The sequence below is a fragment of the Dyadobacter chenwenxiniae genome (genome assembly GCF_022869785.1).
Taxonomy (GTDB): domain Bacteria; phylum Bacteroidota; class Bacteroidia; order Cytophagales; family Spirosomataceae; genus Dyadobacter; species Dyadobacter chenwenxiniae.
In genome coordinates this window covers 3,541,530-3,561,556 of sequence record NZ_CP094997.1, presented here as the reverse complement: position 1 = coordinate 3,561,556, position 20,027 = coordinate 3,541,530, and the positions used below count along the sequence as shown (strand labels likewise).

Genomic DNA, 20,027 nt, shown 5'->3' with positions numbered 1-20,027 from the left:
CTTCAATATCTGCCGCGGCAAAATCATCCCATGGGAAGCCACATTATCAACCATTTGTTGGATTACCGGAAGAAGAAATGGCTGACGCTGCGTCAGCGCTCGCATGAGATATAATACCCCTTAATTGCTCTTGGGCGTTTTTTCAAACATGGCAACGAACTTCAGTGCGGTCGGCACCGAAATTGTGAGTACCGACAAATATTTCAGCAGGGTTTCGTAAGCCTCCTGCTGGGACGCGAAAAGAAATGCGAACACTGCCACGATCAAGATGATCAATGGAATTCTCAAGCTGTTCCATTCTCCATTATCCCTGATCTGGCTACGGATTTTCATGACCTCACCGGTACCGATAGATGTAAGAATTAAATGACGGAAGCCGAAATAAAAAATGCCCAAACCGCTGTCATCCTGCAAAATGAGCCCTTTCAGGATCAAAAGGGATAGGTTATGATTGTCAAACGGGTTCCATCGGCATAGTCTGTCAAATCAAACCATTTCCTAAAGAGAGAACCGTCGTTGTACATTCCATAAGTGCCTACATAGATTTTTGGAGCATTTTCTGAGGCCTTTACCCTCTTCTATGTTTTGTTGGTTAAGATAAAATCCGCTAATGAAACAAACCGTCCGCCAGGGATTTAGGGTTTTAAAGGTGAACTTTATTGGAAATCAGTTCGAACCGTGGTTTTTGGGCTTCGAGCCAACAAAGTGTGGCTGTATAAAATCCAGATTTTATTTTCTTAGGAATTTCTACATTGAATTCACCTGCCATTAACTCCCCATTTTTCCGGTACGGCCTGTCATCTTTCAGCGCCACCAGATAAAAGCAATTAGGATTTGAATTTTCCGAAAGTCCCAGATAAACATCCTTTCTGGGCACATCACCCCCGACATTCAAGATTTTGATCGCATTGATCCTGTAGATAAAGCTTTTGTACCTGTCTAATTCCGGATATTCGGTTACCTGTATTTCCAAACCATGTCCAGGCAAAGCGGTTGCGCTTTTCCATGCATCAATAATCTTGTTGTCAAAATATTCCGGAAATGAGTAGTTTTCGAAAAATGCGGGCTCAGGTTCAGGAAGGTTATAATATTGATGAAGGAAAATTCCATTCCTTGTGTAATTGTAAGTATCAGCTTTCAGCCCGCTGTCATTGAAATTGACCGCCCGATCATATTTTTTGTAACTGTAAATGCTTACGACCAATGCAACACCTATGGAAGTGATTTTGAAAAAAGAAGCTTTTCGAAATGGGGCACTTTTAACCATAAACAAATAGAAGACGATTGCTATGCTCACGGAGTAAATCTGAAACCGTGGTGCGATCATTGTTCCCACCCCTTCTGCATAACGTCCAATCATAATGGTCGCCATGCTAGCGAGCATTCTTAAAAAGCAGATATCTGTCAAATCAAAATTAAGCAGTTCTTCCAAAGAGAACTTTATACCTTCTTGTGAGCGACGGAAAAACTTAAGCGAAAGAAAAATGACAAGAATGCCGGAACCCAAGATTGTGGACAGAACTATGCCGTGGGTGTCTGAAATAAATTTAGCAATCGAACCCGTGATAACAATAAAAGCGTGCGCCATAACCGGCAAATTAGTAACTGAAAAGTCAATGTGGCTGGCTGAGGAAAGTTTGAAATTTGTAAAGTAGATGGCCATATAAAAAGCCGTAAGGCCAAAGAAAACTGCCCCGTCTTTCCAGCGTTTCTGCATCAAAAGCCAAACAATACATACGGGCATGACGCTAATGCCGTCTAGGTTGGTCAGGCTGGCTGCTACGGCGATGGGAAATGCAAAAAACCAGGAAGCTTTCTTTTTAGGCTGTAAAAAATACAGGCTCAAAATGGAAAATGCAATAGAAAGGGTGTGCTGAAAAGCAGTAAGGCTCCAGAGATGGACGTGATAGACTAATGGAGAAAATAGCAATAACGGCACCGGTAAGAACAGGGTATTCTCTTTATTCGCAGATCTGTAAATGAGGTAAAAAGCATAGCCCAGTAGCATAAGGTTAAAGTATCCCAAAAGGACTGTCAACCTGAAATTCAACGTACCACTCAGGAGATAGCTGACTATAATGCCCAATCGTGGAAAGGTCGACCGGTGGTCATTCTGCTGTCGGAAAAGAGTGGTGAAGGCATTTGTAGTTCCCTTTTTAAGAACATTGACACAATCGATGAGTTCCATGTCATCCATATAAGGAACGTTGAGTGCATGTTTAAAGACGTAAACAGCAAACACAACGACTGGAACGGACATTGTAAAATAAAGCAGGATTTGCTTCCCCTTGGTACTAAGCGCCTTCATGCAGTTAGTTGTTTGAAATATAAGGCATCTTAATTCAATTTGACCGGCAAAATAAAAAAGTGTGATCCACCGATTATTGGAGCGCTGCACTATTTCTTGACTAAGCCTTTGAGATATCCATATGTATGAATGATCGTCAGCCAAGCATTCCTTTTAATTGAATCGACAGAATTTGCGAATTGTACATAGCCGGAAAACTTTATCGGACCATAGTTGTTTTCAATATATTCCCTTGCATTTGCCTCAGAACGAAGGTACAGATCGCGATTGTCATTCGCTTGTGTACCGCTGCTTGTACTATCGAAAGGGGCGTGCCTGGTGTAATCTTCTAAACGCAGATGTTTGAAGCGGTATCCTTTTTGGTAAACGTCGTGTGACCAGACAGTGGCATTATCTACACCGCCCCAATTGCCTCCATAGCAACCAATATCGCCATCAGGAATAGTTTCTCTCCGGTAGCTTTTCACATTGATCATTGCGCAGTATTCATTCAATCGGCATTCGGGCATAATATGGACCCGACCGCCAGAGATTACATTTTTCTGTATTTGCTGTCGGGGAGTGGCGTAGGCCTCCGTAATTTCCATGGCCTCTTGGTAAGTAGGAACAAAATCTTCGTACACGTGAGGGTTGCACTTATTTGCCCAATCACTTCCTGCGGGACAACTCCAGCATTGGCCAATAGAACCTATACCAATTAAGTTTTCAGGACCGGTCGTCATTTGTTGCAGCATTATCCCGATCATGTCGTCATGGAACAACATGTCGTTATGCATAATACACAAATAGTTCTTTTTCGTGGTTTCCAACGCATACTGGTACATAATACTCTGCCTCCAGCTGGTATCATTCTTCGCTCTTTGCAAATCTATCACACCAAGACCGAGATGGTGATATGGATAATGAATGACCAGGCGAACGTTTGGATCGTTGCGGAAGTAGTCGACAACCTTAAAGATTCCTATATAATCATTGTGTGGTTGTCTGCGTTCGCGGGATATGTATATTTTGTCTATGTATTGACCGCTATGTTGGATTAGCGACTTAATAGTAACAATGGTCTGATAGGGTTTGCCATAAAATGCAATACCGACGTCGACTTGGGGTTTCATAACTATAATTTAAAATATTCTGTCAACTTATATTACCTTTTTTGAGACAATTGACTTGGTGATTTATTGGAACGGAACAGAGACAAATCTTTTAAAAGTACCTTCAAAGTTTGTTCAACTCGTTTGTTAATCCGAAGACTACCTGCGCTGTCATCATTAGCATATGCTGATTAATACATCTGGGAGCTGTTGCTTTAAATTTTAGTAGAAATTGGATTTATCCGGGAAGCAACCAAACGGCATCAATGCCATTTTTATGCAGGAAATATATAGTGGCCTGTCACCTGAAGCAATAGTCAAAGGTAAGAATACTGTAAAAATTGACACCATTGCGGAAAATTTACGATTTAAGTAATACTACAAAAGTCAGTGACATAGTGCAAAAGTAACTTATTAAACGGTTGTAAAAGTCGAAGAACCGTATTTAAACTTTACGCCGGGGATATTGGGTGGTGGGCAAGACCCGCTCATGAAACGGGTGTTCGCAGAAAAGACTTATTTCGGAGGGTTTGACCGATAAAGTGACCGATTCCGCACCGATAATGTGGGCGATCTAGTAAGCGATATTTATCACCTGTCTTTGTCTGCGGTCTTCAAAAGAATATAACAACTCACCTATAACAAGTTCCTGCCTGGGAGTCAGCCTTGTTGTTGTCGTAAATAAAGTCATTTTGCTTGATCGTTGCATCAGGTGCAAGTGTTCGATAGAGTTCCTCTATAAGAAGTTCGTATTCCATTCCACTACTCATAGTTACCAATTGCAATTATTGATGTTCGGATTTATCCTCAATCCAGTGACCATAAATATATAAGGTGAGTATTTGACGAAATTGGTGCCTTTGTATCCATTCTGACAATGATAATGTCGGCCAATTACTAACGGTAGTCAAAATCAATTTGAATATGTTGGCCGGGTATACGCAAATGACCCTCAGTCCTTGCAGAGGGTAAGCGAAACAAGTCAAATTACGACCAAGATAATAAATGAGATTCGTTCGCTTACAAAAAGCATGGATCAGAGTTTCATTGCCCATCACGGACTGGCGGAGGCATTGAGTCATCATCTGGGTTATGTAAGTTAGGCTAAAAATATTGAGACTGAAATTGTTACGTAGGGAGACGCCCATCCTATGGGCTTTGAAAAAGAGATTGTGATAGTGAGAATTGCTCAGAAATTTTTCAACAACTCGCTAAAACATTCCAGAGCTACAAAAATTTCAGTTTTACTTAATTTCGAAAGTCATCATCTACAAATCGAATTATTTGACAATGGAGTTGGGATGGATATCGAGATTATCTAATCAAGGAATATGGATGTTTCAGATGCAGGACTCCCGTATAATAAAAGACCTTATCAATTGTTCTTGGGCGTTTTTTCAAACATTGCAAAGAACTTCAATGCAGTCGGTACCGAAATGGTAAGTACCGACAAATACTTAAGCAACGTTTCGTAAGCTTCCTGCTGCGAAGCAAAGAGAAATGCGAACACCGCCACAATCAAAATGATCAATGGAATTCGCAGGCTGTTCCAGGCCCCATTATCCCTGATCTGGCTACGGATTTTCATGACCTCACCGGTACCGATAGATGTAAGAATGAAATGACGGAAGCCGACATTAAAAATGCGCAAACCGCTGTCATCTTGCAAAATCAGCCCTTTCAGGATCAAAAGCGACAGGTTATGTTCGTCAAACGGATTCACCAGTCCATCTTCGGCCAGGTCATAAAGTATAAATTTTTCCTCTTTGGTTAGAGATTGCCATAAGCCCATATAGTAGTAATGCGAAGTTATTTCCATTTTAAAGTCCAGTGAATCTCCGTCAAGCATACGCAGATTTTTATTTGACATTTGTGTTAATACTTTCATTGCAGGGTTCCGCATTTCATTCAGGAACGATCCGTAACGCAATTCCGACTTGATGGTTTTCTGCCATTCGGTGGTGGCACTGCGTGATTTTCTGCCATCAGCGATTCCTCTCACGATAATCCTGAAATGACAAAGCAATAGATGCCATCGTTCGAGGTCATGCTCAGGCTGCCTTTGCCCTACCGGCTTTTTATTTTCAGCCTGATTTAGTGAATCCAGGAAGTTGATTGGGTGCACTGTTGATACAATGATTATTTTGCAGTCGGTTTTGTGCAGCAGGCTTTCCAGGAAATTCAGCTTTATCCGGTTGGTATTCATATTATGAAGATCGTATTCAAAATGGTTCACGATAATTAGTTTGTAATTTTTATTCCTTGTACTGGCCTGGATGCCAAGCCATATTTTATCGGTCTTTGCATCTTCCTCATTGTCCGGGATCATAAGCATATCTGCGATATGGGCATTTTTGGTCCATGGAAAACCACCCCCAAAAGCCAGCTTCTCATCGCCCGGCCCTCGGATCTTGCCGGCGTTTACATGTTCTTCAACCATTTCAAGAATATTGGAGCCAAAAGGTCCGATCAAGAACAAGTTGGAATTCAAATTGTTGTTGAGGAGCAGTTCTTCATCAATCTTGGCCCAGCCAATCTGCTTTGGAAGATTGAGCGCAAACAGCTTCCGGATAATTCTGTGCAGGATAAATGCAAACAAAACCAATGCACCCAGAAAAATACACCAGTAAGAAACGCCCTTCCAATCTAACCAGTTAGCCCAGTTAGTTCCAACGACGGCAGGAAGCCTATAATTGATTGGTTCAGTAGTTAGTCGGTTGAAACCCGGGTTGTCAGCCTGGAAATCCGTAGTTGTGATGCCTCCTTTGAATCTGGCATATCCGCCGGCTTTCTGCGCACCTGTGTATGAAACGCCTTCATCATGTGGGATATGCCCGCCCAACTTTTCGAATAAACGTTTTGCCATATCTTCCATATCTGCCGCTATCGCATCAGGTTTTTGCAAACCTGCAATCCATACATTGTCAAAAAACATATTGGTACCCAGCCCAAAGTGCTTTACCCCGCCGCGCCGGACAAATTCCTCATTAAATTGTTTGTGACGATAAGTGCCGATTAGCGACGATTCGTAGTTGTAAGCTGAAATAAAGAAGTAAGCGACCGGCAAGGCACTCATAATAAGAAGCCTGGTAAAGACCATGGCCGTAAAGCAATGGCTTACCCGGAAATTACTGGCCAAATTGACCAAGCGACGCCTGTGTCGGGTCTGAACCGTAAGCTTTGTGTAAAAAAAGCCAAAAACAGAGATGATGATTGTAAAATACAGAAAGCAGTTAAAGTCCGTATTCACTGCGGCGGCAATAATAATGACACCCGCAATCCCGAAAAGCGTTTTGATGGCCTTCTCCTTTTGCCGGAACTTGTGAGCCTCATTCTTGAAATAACTCCTGTTATACTGGATGTTAAGGAATATCGAAACCGCAGTAGCAGAAAGCAGCATGATAAAAAGAAACTGCATAAAAGATGCAAAGCAGGCGAACGGAATGAGCAAAACAATAATGACGCAATTGAAAACAAAAACAAGAATGTACCTCGGCCTGAACTTCTTATTAGGTCCCAGCCAGGCAATGTCGAAGTAATGCTTTTTAAGGAAACTTGGCCGCTGATAAAGCAGATAGATCACCACAAAATGAATGGCAAGGAAAAGAAAGAAGAGGAACAAAAGTGTAAAAGTAAAAACAAATACCTTGGTATCTCTTGCGGAGTTGAAACCGGTGTCTTCAAAAACAACCATGTAATAAGGCAACCTACTAAACGGTGAAATGTATACGTTGCTCTCTTTTCCGCTGTATTTGGTTTTCATGGAGAAATCCTCCGTCCCGCGCAATCCTTCCCGCAGCAGATCTGTGTCGTAAAATTCCTGAATCAGGTTTTCGTTCAGATTCTTGAACGGATTTGAATGGTACAGAACATTTCCTTCCTTGTCTATTATGGCAAATGTGAAACCTGCCGGCAGAAGCGGGCGCGCAACACTTTTAGGATTGAACGCAATAGCCGCGTAAGACGCAGCACTATCGCCTTCGACTTTTTTGGAAACTACAGTCACGAAACTACCTGTGGTCCACGAAACGACTTGCTCAAGGCCAAAACCGGATCCGTTTTCTAAATGGTACGGTCGGTTGTCGGACAATTGTTTGTAATAACTGCGATCAGCGTAGCTAGCAGAGGGCGCACTCGTCGTTTTGTTGTAATTGTATATCTGCCAGCCCTTGCGATCGAGCCAGAAAACCTCCTCAACAATCAATTTTGATATAAGTGGCTGCAGCGCGGCTTTTGCAGTCTTGTCACTGAGTTTCACCGGAGTCACCGCATTCTGGGATTTAATATCCGCCGAAATATTCGAGAGGTTTCTATTTATGTTATTCTTGATGCGTAAACTATCAATACTGGAAAGCACATTGAAGGCTTTTGTAATGTCTGACTCAAATGCTGTTTTCAAACCATTTGCCAGGTTCCTGCTGCTAATCTTGGAGGAGCGCTCGCCCGGCTGCATAATCCCATTGTAATTCAGAAAGGCGAAAACGAGGAAAGCAAGCAGCAACAAAGACGATACGAATGCAAAAAGGCCATCAAAAACCGTCAACCTATCCTGATTTCCAATTTGATAAAGCTTAATCCAGGGAAAAGAAAGAATGAGCGCCAGCAGGATAAACAGTATAAATACTACCATGTTTTCAGGCAGGCTAGTATTCAAGTGCTGATACTTCTGCTTATTTAGCAGCCCCGCAATGGTCACAAACTTGGTTGGAGCCAGCTTGATCTTCTGAAGAAAAATCTTGTAATCAACCCCTCCCAGACGAATGTCCCGGACGTTTTTGTTCTTGAACCCGGTGTAATTGCTTTCAATCGAATCCATGGGAAGCACGATGGCCCCGCTATGAAACGTCTGATAAATGATTCGCCCCCGTTCATCGATCAGCAAATAATTGTCGAATGCATCTTTGGAAAGTAAAGGCTCAATGAATTTTTGGAGCGTATATTTCATCTGGATACTCAGATTGTCATTTTGCAATCTGATCTTCACATTTTCATCGTCAAAAGAGATTTTCCGGAGGTTGTCCCCTCTCGTGTCCAGTGGAAATGAGTCATCGGGCTTAACCTCAGACAATTCAAAATCGTTCTTCGGAAAGGACTTTATATATGAAGCCACAACAGTATCCTTATTCTGTTGGTACGCCAACAACTGGTTCATCAACATCACAGAATTGTCAACCTTCTTGCCAATATTTTTATCAATGTTTTGAATTGCCCGGAAGCGGATTGCCTCTACATTCCTTTGATTGGATGGTATGTAAATAAAAAGATACAGCGCAGCAGTAACCAGTATAGAAAGGATCGTCATCAGGATAACGATTTGTTTTCTGTCCAGAGAGAAGAAATTTGAGAGCGAAAATGTCGCGGCTTCCTGGTTCATATTGGTAGGGGGTAAAATCACTTAAACTCCAAAGCTCGCAAGTAAAACGACCACTTTAAATACCTGATTACTACTAATTTGCATCCTAAAATTTAAGGATATTGCCCTTGGTAAATCGTTGTATCTTCGTTAAGTTTACCTAAACGCCTCCTCTATGAAAAAACTGCTACTTATTTTATCAATACTGTCGTCGAACTGCTACGCACAGCAGGCTGCTATCGATGGTTTAAAACAAGAACTAAGCAATGCGGGCTCGAAACCCAAAGGATTGGTAAGGGACACGCTTATATGCTACGCTCTGAAATCCATCATGCGGGCTTATGTGGATGTAGATATTGATTCCTCGTCGCATTACAACCAACTATTGATTGCTCAAAGTGAAAAGCCGGGACTGGAGAATTACCTGATTTATGCCTATCAATATGCCGGGTATCTTTACCAGGTACGCGGAGATTATCATCAGAGCATTCGCTACCATTATAAAGCGCTTCCGCTTGCCGAAAAAATGCGTCAATACACGCGGACGGCTGCTTCCCTCGGGTGGCTCGCTCATGCATATACCAGCCTGACGGAATTCGATAAGGCTTCAAAGCTTTGTCAGCAGGGCCTGGCAGTCCTGCGCAGGCACCCCGATTCTTACATTGAGTCTTCGATCCTCAATGTACAAGGGGCGATATTTCGGCAGCAGGGCGAGTTGGAACAAGCGCTTGAAGTTAATCAAAAACTTTACAGACTTGCCCAAAGGGAGCAGCTCACGTGGTATGAAGCCCAGGGATTGCACGCGATTGGCTGGGTTTATAAAGAAATGAAAGATATGCCCAAGGCACTGGATTATTTCAGAAAAGCACTTTCACTAGCCCGCGAAACAGGAAGTGCTGATCTGGAGGGAAGTATTTTGCTGAATATCAGCAATCTTTATTCCAGCCAGAAAAGATGGACAGAGGCCCTTGCTTACTGCCAATTGGCTAAAGAAACTGCCAAAGATGTGGGTGACAGCAGCATTGAAGCAGAGGCATTTGAAGCGCTTTACAAAATATTCAAGCAGACCGGCAACCCCGCCAAAGCGCTGAATGCATACGAAAACTATGTGCTGTTAAGAGACAGTCTTTCGAAGGAAAAAACAGACCATCGGATAGAAACGCTGCAGGCCCAATATGACAATGTTCAAAAGACCAGTGAATTGCAGAAAAAACAAGTAGAGCTATTGGCCAATCAAAAGGCCCGCAAAGTGCTTTTCATTGGAATAATTCTCATTTTGGCCGTTGCCGGGCTGCTTTTTTGGAACAACAACGGTCTGCAGGCCAAAAACAAACTAATCAACAGACAAAAGGCGCAGCTGGTAACAACCCAGGCAGAGCTTGCCAATATTAACAAGACGCTGGAAAGCCGGGTAGAAGAACGAACGCTGGAGCTGGTGGAAGCAAACTGCGAATTGATCAGGAAAAACGAGGAAATTAAAGCAGCACTTTTCAAAGGGCAGACTATTGAACGTAAACGGGTCGCAATTGAGCTGCATGATAATCTGAGTAGTCTCCTCAGTGCCGTTAACATGAGCATACAGCACATCAATCCGCACCATTTATCAGAATCAGAGCAGTCGGTGTATCAGAATATAAAGCATCTTATACAGAACGCGTATGCCGAAGTCCGCAACATCTCACACAATATTCTGCCTGCCGAACTGGAAAAAGAAGGTCTGGTAAGAGCTTTGGCTTCCCTTGTCGCTAAGCTCAACCAAAATTCACCGCTGCAATTTTCGTTGATGTTTGCAGGGCTGGATCAGCGGCTGCCTGCCGAAATTGAATTTAATGTTTATAGTATCGTGCTCGAACTGATCAACAATGTGATCAAACACGCGAAAGCATCAGCTGCGGGAATCAGCATACGCAGGAGCAGTTACGGCGTCGACATTGCAGTTACCGACAACGGAATCGGGCTGGGGGAAAACCAGGTTAAGAAAGGGATCGGCCTACAGAATGTTGAAACCAGGCTCGAATCCCTTGGCGGTAGCCTGACCGCTACATTGTCTGATGGTAGAGGCATGAGGATAGCCATAAACATTCCCATTGAAACGGAAAGCCTCAATGGGAATGTGTTCATCGCCTGAAGCCGGATCCTTGATTATGGTCTGGGAGGCCCCGTCGGATTCATGTCGTCCATCGTTTCAGGAGTAGGCAGTTCGGCCGTTTCCCAGGTGAGGTCAGGATCAATGATCTTCCAAAGGTCATCATAAAGCTTAAACTGGTCTTCCGTAAACTGCGCGTACATGTCGATCTTCAAAAATCTGATCGGCGGGTTTACGGGCGGTGGTACCACAGGCGGATTTTCCGGAAATGATGGAGTCCAACCTTCTGGTGTCCCGGGGATAAAGGAGAAAAAAATGGGCCTCTTCACTGGATAGGGTTTTCCCATGGGATCGCACATGCTGAGGGTCAGGCGCCCGTCCACTGCCACGCCAATGTGGGCATAGCCCCGCAGACGTACATACTTTACTGTTTCTGTGACAGTCTCTGCTGCTGTTTCAGTCATAATCATAATTGTAGTTAACGGTTGAAGGTTTATTAATTTATCTTGCTCAATTGGGTCAGCACCTGGGGACTGTAAAACTTATAGCCTGCTGCGATCAGGTTCATTGCTGTTTCCAGCTGTTCGAATTCGGCATTTTTCAGGATATAACCATCTGCTCCGGCATCTATTGCTTGTTTGATGATCTCTGGCTGATCTTCGACTGTCAGCAAACAGATCTTTACCATCGGGAAGCGCTCCTTCAATGCACAGGTAAGCTCGATTCCTCCCATACCTGCCATATGTAAATCAGAAATCACGAGATCGATATCGGAATGCTGTCTCAATGCATTTAAGACCTGCTGGCCATTTGCATGGCCCGACACGATCTCTACACCTTTTATGCGTGACATTAAAAGTGTAAGCGTTCTTAATAATATTTGATTGTCTTCCGCTATTAAAATCCGCATACATGCATGATAGAACATGACAAAGGTGCCTGATTTAAAAGCTTGTAAAAATCCCCGATTCTTATGATTTTTTATCCTAGAATTTTAGGATTTGGAATGAAATACAAAATGGCCATGCACTGCGGGATCATTTACTTGCAGCTACATTTATTGGCGAAGTTATGCAGCCATTTATTTTCATACATTGAAAGGGACAAAAGATAATATGATGATAATCTTAGTTGTTAAAAAATATTTCAAAATTGCGCCGTTGTTGCACTTATAACGGAGAGATTTTCCTGATTTTTGCTTTGTTATTATAGTGGAATATCCAATAGGTTAAAACCTGTGAATTAAATTTACCGGATAATTTTCATGCTTTGTAATGATCTAACTTCTTCGTGAAAAAATGATGCGTATTCTGATAGCAGATGACCACAGAATTCTACTTGATAGTCTGGTTTTACTTCTATCCAGTATGAAAGATGTAGAAGTAGTTTCTAAACATACAAATGGACAGCAGGTATTATCTGCACTCGAATTGGAGCCAAATATTGATCTGGTCGTTTCGGACATTCAAATGCCCTTCATGGGTGGGATTGATTTGACATTAAGAATGAGAGAACGATTTCCGAATGTTAAAATCTGCCTGCTCACTGTAGCGGATCAGCCCGAAGCCATTAAGGAGGCTATTCGCGCCGGCGCTCATGGCTATGTACTTAAAAGTGCGGAGAAACACGAGCTTGAAACGGCAATTAACCTGATTGCAAAAGGGAATAAATACTATTGTGCCGAAGTTTGGACCGTATTGTCGAGAGATACGAGTCTGGATTTAACGATTAAAGTTAACAAGCCGCAGAGTATCGCTATTACCAAGCGGGAACTCGAAGTGCTCAGGCTAATTGCAGAAGAATATTCAGGAACTGAAATTGCCGAAAAGCTTTTTATTGAACCAACGACCGTGGAAACGCATCGCAAACATCTCATGCAGAAGTTAGGAGTACAATCTACAATTGGCCTTGTCAAATATGCATTGAAATTTCAGATTATATAAATTAATCATCCATTTCATCCTAAGAACTGCCTGCTTGTACAAGGAGGTAAAACAAAAGAAGCCGCCTTTGCATTAAGGAAGGCGATTGGACCAATATAAATTACCACCATCTATTTTCAACTGAAATATCCTCAAATTATAGGATATCAAATCGTCATAATCCAGTATTTACAAGACGCCAATTCATCACGAACTTTGATTCGTAAAAAATGTATTGGACTTAGCTGCATCAAGTGTCAGATACATTTTCAAGCAGTTTTTAAATCGCATAAATTATGAAATTTCAGCATTGACCAACTGGTGGATAGTTGGGACTTTCAAGATAACCCACATCCATAAATTTAACAACAGTTGGCCAGATAAGCAGAACTCAAATGCAAATTTTACATGATAACAATTAACAATATTTTCACATGAACGGGATATTAGATTCGACAAATGTATCGCTGAAAACTCATATCGACCTACTGAGCGACTTGCAGGGAAACATACTTAAATTTCATGGACGGACGCATGCATTTCATATCTTCCTGCAATTTGATCGTGAATTGGCGGAGGCCGCCAGAGATTGGATTTCCAGATTCAATGTAACTTCTTCTGCCACGCAACTGGGTGATGCCCATTTAAGAAAATCTAACCCCACACATGATGGCGGAGCTTTTTTCAATTTCTCGTTAGCTGCCTCGGGATACGAGGAGTTAGGAATTCCGGAGGCGCTTATACCCTCGGAAAGGGCATTTCGCGACGGCTTGCAAAATAGGGTAAGCGAAACGGCTGATGACCTTGAAAAATGGGAGCCGGATTTCAGGCAACGAATTGATGCCCTAATCATAGTCGCGGACAGCAATATTTCAAAAGCAACACTGGAGAAAGATCGCATTTTAAATGAGGTATCCGGATTTGCAAAAATAGTCCATGTTCAGAAAGGGAAAGTCCTGCGTAATGCGAGCGGCATCGGCATTGAGCATTTCGGTTACGCCGACGGCGTTAGCCAACCCAGCTTTCTGGCCCATAACGATTCTCCGGCCTCACAATGGGACGATAATGGTGCTTTATTGAAGACACTCCTGGTGCCCGAAGCAAACGAAAGCGACACGGAGACATTCGGGAGCTACTTTGTATTCAGAAAGCTGGACCAAAATGTCAGGAAATTTAAAGAAATGGAGGACCGGTTAAGTAAGCAATTTAACAAGATATCTGATGAAGAATATGGAATATTAAACCGAAAAGGCAAAAGCAATAGGGAACTGGCAGGTGCAATGATCGTAGGCAGGTTTGAAGACGGGACTGCAGTAACAAATCATAGTGATGAGTTCGGAATAACAGGAGAAGCACAATTGGAAAACGATTTCGATTATCGCGATGATTTAAAAGGCTTGAAATGTCCGTTTCACGCGCACATCAGAATCACCAATCCTCGCCGGGATGTCAGTAATGAATTTGCAAAAAGCGTGAGACTTACGAGAAGGGGAATTCCATACAACGACATTGGCCGCGACGAGCATAATCTTGAAGAAGATCAACCAGATGGCGGTGTAGGGCTTCTTTTTATGTGCTATCAGAGCAGCATTGAAGGTCAATTTGAGTTTATTCAAAGGGATTGGGCTAATAAAGGGGACATTGGTGGCAAGCTTGTGGGCCAAGATGCGATTATTGGTCAGGGGCCGAATGGATTTATCAAATCTCTGCCGAATCAATGGAATACTGATACAGGCAGAGAAAATATACCTACCGATTTCAGGGACTTTGTTACCATGAAAGGCGGCGAGTATTTTTTTACGCCTAGTATCGGGTTTTTAAGAGGATTGGTTTGAAAACTAATTTGAGCAATAAAGGAATAAATATCTATCAATATGGCAAGGGGAAATATTTATCCGATCACTAACCATTTCTTAGTTATAATGAATTCCGGCTTCGGCTGAATACAGTTACGGACCGGCAATAGCGATGCAGGATACATCTATTTTGAATCCGATTTAAGCGGCAAGCCAGATCGCTTTGGCGGACCAAATGAGCACCCTTACATCGTTACAACTTTGCCCTCAAGTATGTTGGACACAATCCTGAATCTCCTTAGAAACGAGCAAAATATATTTATAAGGGGATTTGAAAGTGGTGATGGCGATGTTACCGCATTCCTTTTCACCTCCGGCGATGGTGCATTCTTCGAAGGTGGATAAGATTGCCGGAGAGCTTATTCCTCCTGCCAGAACCCAGGCTATTGTTGGCACTGTTATTCACAGTTCCGGAATGTCAGGGGAGTGGAAGTGTACTTCCAGAATGGATTAACAGGCGAGATAATTGTAAAAGTGGCGAACCTTTCAGTAATGTAAAACTCTTCCCCTATGACCCTTGCCGACATCCCTATCCTCGCTACCGCCATAGCTATCGTGGTCAGTTGGGCTTTATATGCATTGTTCTGCAGCTATATCCTCGAAGCCTGGGTGCAGATCAAGGCGGACCGCGGAAGATTTATGAAAGATTATCTGTACCTGCAATTAATGGACAATGTGAACGGGATCAATTGGGCGGAAATGATTTACACGCATGGAACAATTGATTTATTAAGCCGTGATCCAAAGAAGCCTTCCAATGATATCTCCCCAAAGCTTTTTGCGGAGACACTTGTTGAAATCGTAGGAAGTGCACATTTGGTTCGGAGCGGAATCAGTTCTTTTAAAGGGCCGACTGTTGGTTATCGATCAGAACTGTTAAGAGATTTTAAATATGGCACGCTCCTACTCAATGCAAGCGACGTAGTCTCACTTTTCAGGCAGGCAATAAATTATGCAGAATTGAAAGCAAAAAAGGATGCTGCAGGTAATATCAATGAGGAAGATGTACATAATCATCTCGTTGGTTATTTCGAAAACTGGTTCAACGAGTTTACACAAAGGCTTACATTATGGTACAAAAAGAAAACCAGGGAAAGATTGTTTTATCTTGGCATATTAATGGCTGTTATAATTAATGTGGACAGCCTTCAATTATTTACTTTCTACGAAAACAATCCGAAGGCAAAAGCAGATGTTATCAGGTTTTACAATAAACATCCAAATCTGGAAATAGGCACTGCCGTAAATGCTTCAAAGAATCCCCTGACAGATACATTAAAGAGCCTGATCGAAGAAACCCAATTGCCTGTGGGCTTTAAACACAATCTATTTAAAGATAAGATTTTTCAGCACAAGGCAAAATCGAATAAGTGGGAAATTTTACTCAAAATCCTTGGTGTTTTGGCCTCCGGTTTCGCTGCCAGCTTCGGGGCTCCTTTCTGGTTTGACGTTCTGAAAAAAGCTACTTCCAAACCTTCTTAAATCATGCAATTCTATAATGTTCATAGTCATGTATTTAACATCAGGAATGCGCCAAAAAAATTCCTTAACCTCTTTCTTCCGGATTTCGCTGCATACCTGGTAGACCGCCTGACCAACACAGATGCCGGGTCGGCCATGTTCCAGGTACTGTTGTCCAAATTAGGAGGGAATCTGGGAAAGAGGTATGCCAGCTTTTTACAGGTCGGCAAAAGCAGAAATCAGCGTGAAATCTTTGAGAATTTAAAAAAGCAATATGATGATGACCCGCATCTGAAGATTGTTGCACTTACGATGTATATGGAAAAATGCGGAGCAGGACCATCCGACACGGGGTACGAAGGTCAATTAGAAGGTATTATTGAAATTAAAAAAGAGAATCCGGATAATCTTTTGGTTTTCCTTGGTATTGATCCCCGATGGAAAGCAACGGGGAAAGAGTTGAAAGAAACCGTTGAGCGTTATTTTGAAACAAAGGTCCGGGTTAACGCGGAACGGTCCGTATATCCGTTCGCCGGCCTGAAAATCTATCCAAGTCTGGGCTTCTATGCTTTTGATGAAAAATTGAAAGATACTTTTGAATGGGCCGCCGAAAATGAGGTGCCTGTTTTGACACATTGCAGCTATCTCGGCGGGATTTACAATAATGATACCAGGTTTGTTAATGAAAGTCTGGATCCTGTTAATGCTTACACTGGTCTTAAGTACTCTGAAACACTTGGAAGTGAAGCAACGCCTCCGTCGCCAGACAAATCCATAAACATCCTCAAATGGATATTTGGACAAAATGACAACAATCGAAATCTCAATACCTGTTCATATTTTCTAGAGCCTGAGAGCTACCGATCGCTTTTGGAATACTTTAAGAACAAAACAAAGCCACTGAAAATTTGCCTTGCTCATTTTGGAGGTGATGAGCATGTGTTAAATGAAAGCAAGGAATCATCTTCGGGAAAGCTATTTGGAACCTTACAAAAAAATTGGTGTGCCCAAATCAAAAATCTGATTCGCGAATTTCCTGAAAGCGTTTACACCGATATCTCATTTACGGTAGGCAATCCTGATACACACAAGCCTTTCTTTAAGGATTTAAAGGATCCTGAACTGCAAAATCGCATTATGTTCGGCACCGACTTCTTCCTGACCGAACGGCTACTTCCCGAGAAAGACGATTACGCCACTTTTAAAAAAGCAGCACTGGCGCAACCGTTTGGAAATACCAATGCCTGGGAAATAATGGCTTCAAAAAATGTGGAGTCGTTTTTAGCCAGTAAGTACAATCCATGACATCCAGGTTCATTGTTCAATTCTAAATTACGAGATTTAAAATGGCACTTCCCCGTCTTATCCCTGCCAGTGATTCTGTCAACGTCCAGCAAACAACATTTGGGCTTGACGTGATACCGCGTTTTGTTTGCAATACATGGGATGAAGCAACATCGGATTCGGAGGGAATTGATGTTGTCGTAATTGGCTCCGGCATGTATGGAGGATACTGCGCTTCAAAGATTTATGAAATGAGCCGGGAGCGTTTCGCACAGGGAGACGCCACCAAAGCGCTTCGTGTTCTGGTTTTGGAAGCAGGTCCATTCGTGGTGGCCGAACATACCCAGAACATTCCTAACCTCGGATTATTTGATCCTGCAGGTGCTGGACCGGTTTCCGTTGGATCGGGTTCAAATCCGGGAACCCGCAACCTGGTTTGGGGGGTAGGCTGGCGAAGTAACCAGCCGTTTGTCGGCCAAGCTTACTGCGTTGGCGGAAAGGGAATCTACTGGGGTGGGTGGTGCCCGCGTTTACAGGAATCCGATCTGAAAGAATGGCCGGAGGAAGTCCGTAATTATTTGCTGGATGTAAATGACAATAATCCTGTTGGCACAAGGCCAATCAGCCATAAAGATCCGGTGACGGAAAAGACATTTGTACGTGGCGAACCACTTTCTGCCTACGAGGCTGTTGAGTACGAAATCGGCGTTGCTCCGGGCGACGATTTTGTTTTTGATCCGATTTCTTTTAACAAGGAGGGCCCCGAACCGGTAGGGCTGAACGAAGCACTCCGCGTTTTCCTCACTAAACAGCAAGCAACGATTGATCCCCGGATTACTCAAATACTTCCTGCGCCGATCGCCGTCCAAACCCAGTCCTATATTTCCGGTTTATTTGCGCTGGACAAGTATTCCAGTGTTCCGGCATTAACGGCCAGCACGCGGGCAGATCATGGGGATGGCCGCTCCTCCGATCTGCGTATGTGTGTTGTTCCTCTGACCCACGTAATCAAACTGGAATGTGCCCCTGCCGGAGCCGAAAGCCCTGAAACAGGCACCAGACTTGTTGATCGTATTGTTGTCAATACGCCCGGAGGACGCAAAACGCTCAATCTCGGTCCTCATTGCCAGGTCGTACTGGCTATGAGCAGCATCGAGTCAACACGCCTTGCCCTCGAATCGTTTTCATTGGAATCTTCGCGTCTCAGAGCGCCGGGGGAGGAGCTGATGGGCCGTAATTTTATGATCCATATCAGGTCAGATATCAAATTCAAGGTTGAGCGTGAAAAATTTGCAGCGTTTGTTGCAACCCAATGGCCAGGAAAAAAATTAGCTGACGTGCTTCAGCTGGCTTCTCTGCACGTGCAGTGTGAAGGAGCGCATGGTACCTATCAATATCAGCTTTATGCAGCAACCAATACTTTTGGCCCTGATTCAAATATGTACAAGATGGTACCCGACCTGCAAATTCAATCGAGAATAGCAGACGACTTTGACAGTGAATCGATTAGTCTTGTGCTCAGGTCCAGCGGGGAGGTGAAAGGCGGGCGAAATACTGTATTAAAGGATCCCGCATTCGACTACGTTGACCTGGCAGGAGATGCCGACAGCGACTTTGAATTTGGTCACCGCAGGGCGTGGGTGCAATTCAAAACGAATCCCGATCATACTTCGGACCTAATTTGGCTGGATATGCACGACACTGCGCATGCGATTGCCCGGGCATTGGCAAACGGTGGTTCACTCACGTATGATGCTGATTACACATTGCCGGCATTCAGCAGGCAGCAAGGTGTGGGTACTACTTTCCACGATGCCGGGACCCTCTGGATGGGAGATCATCCCGATACCTCGGTAACCGACGCGAATGGACATTTTCATCACGTAACAAACGCTTATTGCGCAGATCAGGCATTGTTCACGACTGTCGGATCTGCGAACCCGGTTCTGACGGGGCTGGGACTGGCGCGCAAAGTTGCTGACGATATCGTGTCGCGTCACGGCAGTTACACCGCGCCGGCATCTGAGTTAACCGGTTTCAGGATTGAATCTCTCGCCCCGGGCCGCGGCTGGAAAACGGCTCCGTATAATGGTATCCGTTTGCTGGATTCTGATATCATTGAGACAAACCCGGATCAGGGAATCGGGATTTATTACCTGCCTGAAGAGCTTGACGATTTCGAGCTATCTGTTGAATGGAAAGCGTTCCGCACCCCGGCATTCCCGAACTCCGGCATACTGCTACGAATGCCTGATCCGTCTGCGGTCAATTTCAACGACCAGGCGCAATTTGATGCATTTTATGAGAGCTCCATTGAGGTTCAAATTGATGACCTGGGAAAGAATTTCGATAAAGACAGAATCCCCCAATCGATTTTTGGTGATTCGAAATACAAAACCGGTGCCATTTACGGTGTTTCTCCTGCTCGCCAATGGGCATCCACTGTACTCGCACCCGATGGTCCGTTAACAACAGAAAGATATTGGAACCTGTATCAGATCTCCGTGAACCAAAATGAAATAACGGTGCGGTTGAATGGAAAATTAGTCAATAAAGCGACGTTACCTGTCTCCAAAAGAACCAAAGGTTTTCTTGGTTTTCAATTTCACACAGGACGGGTGCAGTTTAGGAACTTACATATTAAGTAAAATCTTCAACCTTCAAAT

Annotated in this window: 14 protein-coding genes; 8 read left to right on the top strand and 6 right to left on the bottom strand. The window is 43.4% G+C overall.

The window, feature by feature from the left end:
* Positions 1-120: 120 nt before the first annotated feature.
* The 3 genes from MUK70_RS15155 to MUK70_RS15145 all read right to left on the bottom strand — a co-directional run bounded on the left by MUK70_RS15155 (position 121) and on the right by MUK70_RS15145 (position 3,420).
* Positions 121-435 carry a hypothetical protein gene (locus MUK70_RS15155; protein ID WP_234653432.1) on the bottom strand — a complete coding sequence of 105 codons (315 nt, stop codon included), beginning with the start codon at positions 433-435 and terminating at the stop codon, positions 121-123.
* Positions 436-643: 208 nt separating this feature from the next.
* Positions 644-2,308 (bottom strand): hypothetical protein, encoded by a 1,665-nt coding sequence (locus tag MUK70_RS15150; protein WP_234653430.1) that lies wholly within the window; start codon positions 2,306-2,308, stop codon positions 644-646.
* Between the two features lie 89 nt (positions 2,309-2,397).
* Positions 2,398-3,420, bottom strand: coding sequence for a hypothetical protein (locus tag MUK70_RS15145; protein WP_234653428.1), 1,023 nt, complete (start codon positions 3,418-3,420; stop codon positions 2,398-2,400).
* 1,130 nt (positions 3,421-4,550) lie between these two features.
* Here MUK70_RS15145 and MUK70_RS31185 point away from each other — a divergent pair.
* Positions 4,551-4,721, top strand: a complete 171-nt coding sequence (locus MUK70_RS31185) for an ATP-binding protein (RefSeq protein ID WP_374759706.1) — start codon at positions 4,551-4,553, stop codon at positions 4,719-4,721.
* Between the two features lie 53 nt (positions 4,722-4,774).
* On the opposite strand, the gene MUK70_RS15140 is transcribed toward MUK70_RS31185, so the two are convergent.
* Positions 4,775-8,773, bottom strand: coding sequence for a cache domain-containing protein (locus tag MUK70_RS15140; RefSeq protein WP_234653426.1), 3,999 nt, complete (start codon positions 8,771-8,773; stop codon positions 4,775-4,777).
* 154 nt (positions 8,774-8,927) lie between these two features.
* Here MUK70_RS15140 and MUK70_RS15135 point away from each other — a divergent pair, with 154 nt between their 5' ends.
* Positions 8,928-10,880 carry a tetratricopeptide repeat-containing sensor histidine kinase gene (locus MUK70_RS15135; protein ID WP_234653424.1) on the top strand — a complete coding sequence of 651 codons (1,953 nt, stop codon included), beginning with the start codon at positions 8,928-8,930 and terminating at the stop codon, positions 10,878-10,880.
* 14 nt (positions 10,881-10,894) lie between these two features.
* Here MUK70_RS15135 and MUK70_RS15130 read toward each other — a convergent pair whose 3' ends face one another.
* Both MUK70_RS15130 and MUK70_RS15125 read right to left on the bottom strand, forming a co-directional pair.
* Complete coding sequence (locus MUK70_RS15130) at positions 10,895-11,302, bottom strand: hypothetical protein (RefSeq protein ID WP_234606382.1); 408 nt, start codon at positions 11,300-11,302, stop codon at positions 10,895-10,897.
* A 32-nt stretch (positions 11,303-11,334) separates the two neighbouring features.
* On the bottom strand, positions 11,335-11,748 hold the full coding sequence (locus MUK70_RS15125) for a response regulator (protein WP_255715897.1): 414 nt from the start codon (positions 11,746-11,748) through the stop codon (positions 11,335-11,337).
* A gap of 388 nt (positions 11,749-12,136) precedes the next feature.
* Here MUK70_RS15125 and MUK70_RS15120 point away from each other — a divergent pair, with 388 nt between their 5' ends.
* The 6 genes from MUK70_RS15120 (at position 12,137) to MUK70_RS15100 (ending at position 20,009) form a co-directional block, all read left to right on the top strand.
* Positions 12,137-12,781: a response regulator gene (locus tag MUK70_RS15120; protein WP_310590045.1), complete on the top strand. Its 645-nt coding sequence runs from the start codon at positions 12,137-12,139 to the stop codon at positions 12,779-12,781.
* Between the two features lie 413 nt (positions 12,782-13,194).
* Positions 13,195-14,595: a Dyp-type peroxidase gene (locus MUK70_RS15115; protein WP_234653420.1), complete on the top strand. Its 1,401-nt coding sequence runs from the start codon at positions 13,195-13,197 to the stop codon at positions 14,593-14,595.
* Between the two features lie 234 nt (positions 14,596-14,829).
* Positions 14,830-14,961, top strand: coding sequence for a hypothetical protein (locus MUK70_RS30855; RefSeq protein ID WP_255715895.1), 132 nt, complete (start codon positions 14,830-14,832; stop codon positions 14,959-14,961).
* A 165-nt stretch (positions 14,962-15,126) separates the two neighbouring features.
* A complete protein-coding gene (locus MUK70_RS15110; RefSeq protein WP_234653418.1) occupies positions 15,127-16,098 on the top strand; it encodes a hypothetical protein in 972 nt (323 codons plus the stop codon).
* 3 nt (positions 16,099-16,101) lie between these two features.
* Complete coding sequence (locus MUK70_RS15105; RefSeq protein ID WP_234653416.1) at positions 16,102-17,382, top strand: amidohydrolase family protein; 1,281 nt, start codon at positions 16,102-16,104, stop codon at positions 17,380-17,382.
* 41 nt (positions 17,383-17,423) lie between these two features.
* Positions 17,424-20,009: a 3-keto-alpha-glucoside-1,2-lyase-like domain-containing protein gene (locus MUK70_RS15100; RefSeq protein WP_234653414.1), complete on the top strand. Its 2,586-nt coding sequence runs from the start codon at positions 17,424-17,426 to the stop codon at positions 20,007-20,009.
* Positions 20,010-20,027: the final 18 nt, after the last annotated feature.

Excerpts from the sequence above, each read along its gene's own strand:
- MUK70_RS15120 (WP_310590045.1), top strand. The coding sequence starts at position 12,137 with ATGATGCGTATTCTGATAGCAGATGACCACAGAATTCTACTTGATAGT.
- MUK70_RS15140 (WP_234653426.1), bottom strand. The coding sequence starts at position 8,773 with ATGAACCAGGAAGCCGCGACATTTTCGCTCTCAAATTTCTTCTCTCTG.
- MUK70_RS15100 (WP_234653414.1), top strand. The coding sequence starts at position 17,424 with ATGGCACTTCCCCGTCTTATCCCTGCCAGTGATTCTGTCAACGTCCAG.
- MUK70_RS31185 (WP_374759706.1), top strand. The coding sequence starts at position 4,551 with ATGGGCTTTGAAAAAGAGATTGTGATAGTGAGAATTGCTCAGAAATTT.
- MUK70_RS30855 (WP_255715895.1), top strand. The coding sequence starts at position 14,830 with ATGTTGGACACAATCCTGAATCTCCTTAGAAACGAGCAAAATATATTT.
- MUK70_RS15135 (WP_234653424.1), top strand. The coding sequence starts at position 8,928 with ATGAAAAAACTGCTACTTATTTTATCAATACTGTCGTCGAACTGCTAC.
- MUK70_RS15130 (WP_234606382.1), bottom strand. The coding sequence starts at position 11,302 with ATGACTGAAACAGCAGCAGAGACTGTCACAGAAACAGTAAAGTATGTA.
- MUK70_RS15145 (WP_234653428.1), bottom strand. The coding sequence starts at position 3,420 with ATGAAACCCCAAGTCGACGTCGGTATTGCATTTTATGGCAAACCCTAT.
- MUK70_RS15150 (WP_234653430.1), bottom strand. The coding sequence starts at position 2,308 with ATGAAGGCGCTTAGTACCAAGGGGAAGCAAATCCTGCTTTATTTTACA.
- MUK70_RS15125 (WP_255715897.1), bottom strand. The coding sequence starts at position 11,748 with ATGCGGATTTTAATAGCGGAAGACAATCAAATATTATTAAGAACGCTT.
- MUK70_RS15105 (WP_234653416.1), top strand. The coding sequence starts at position 16,102 with ATGCAATTCTATAATGTTCATAGTCATGTATTTAACATCAGGAATGCG.
- MUK70_RS15115 (WP_234653420.1), top strand. The coding sequence starts at position 13,195 with ATGAACGGGATATTAGATTCGACAAATGTATCGCTGAAAACTCATATC.
- MUK70_RS15110 (WP_234653418.1), top strand. The coding sequence starts at position 15,127 with ATGACCCTTGCCGACATCCCTATCCTCGCTACCGCCATAGCTATCGTG.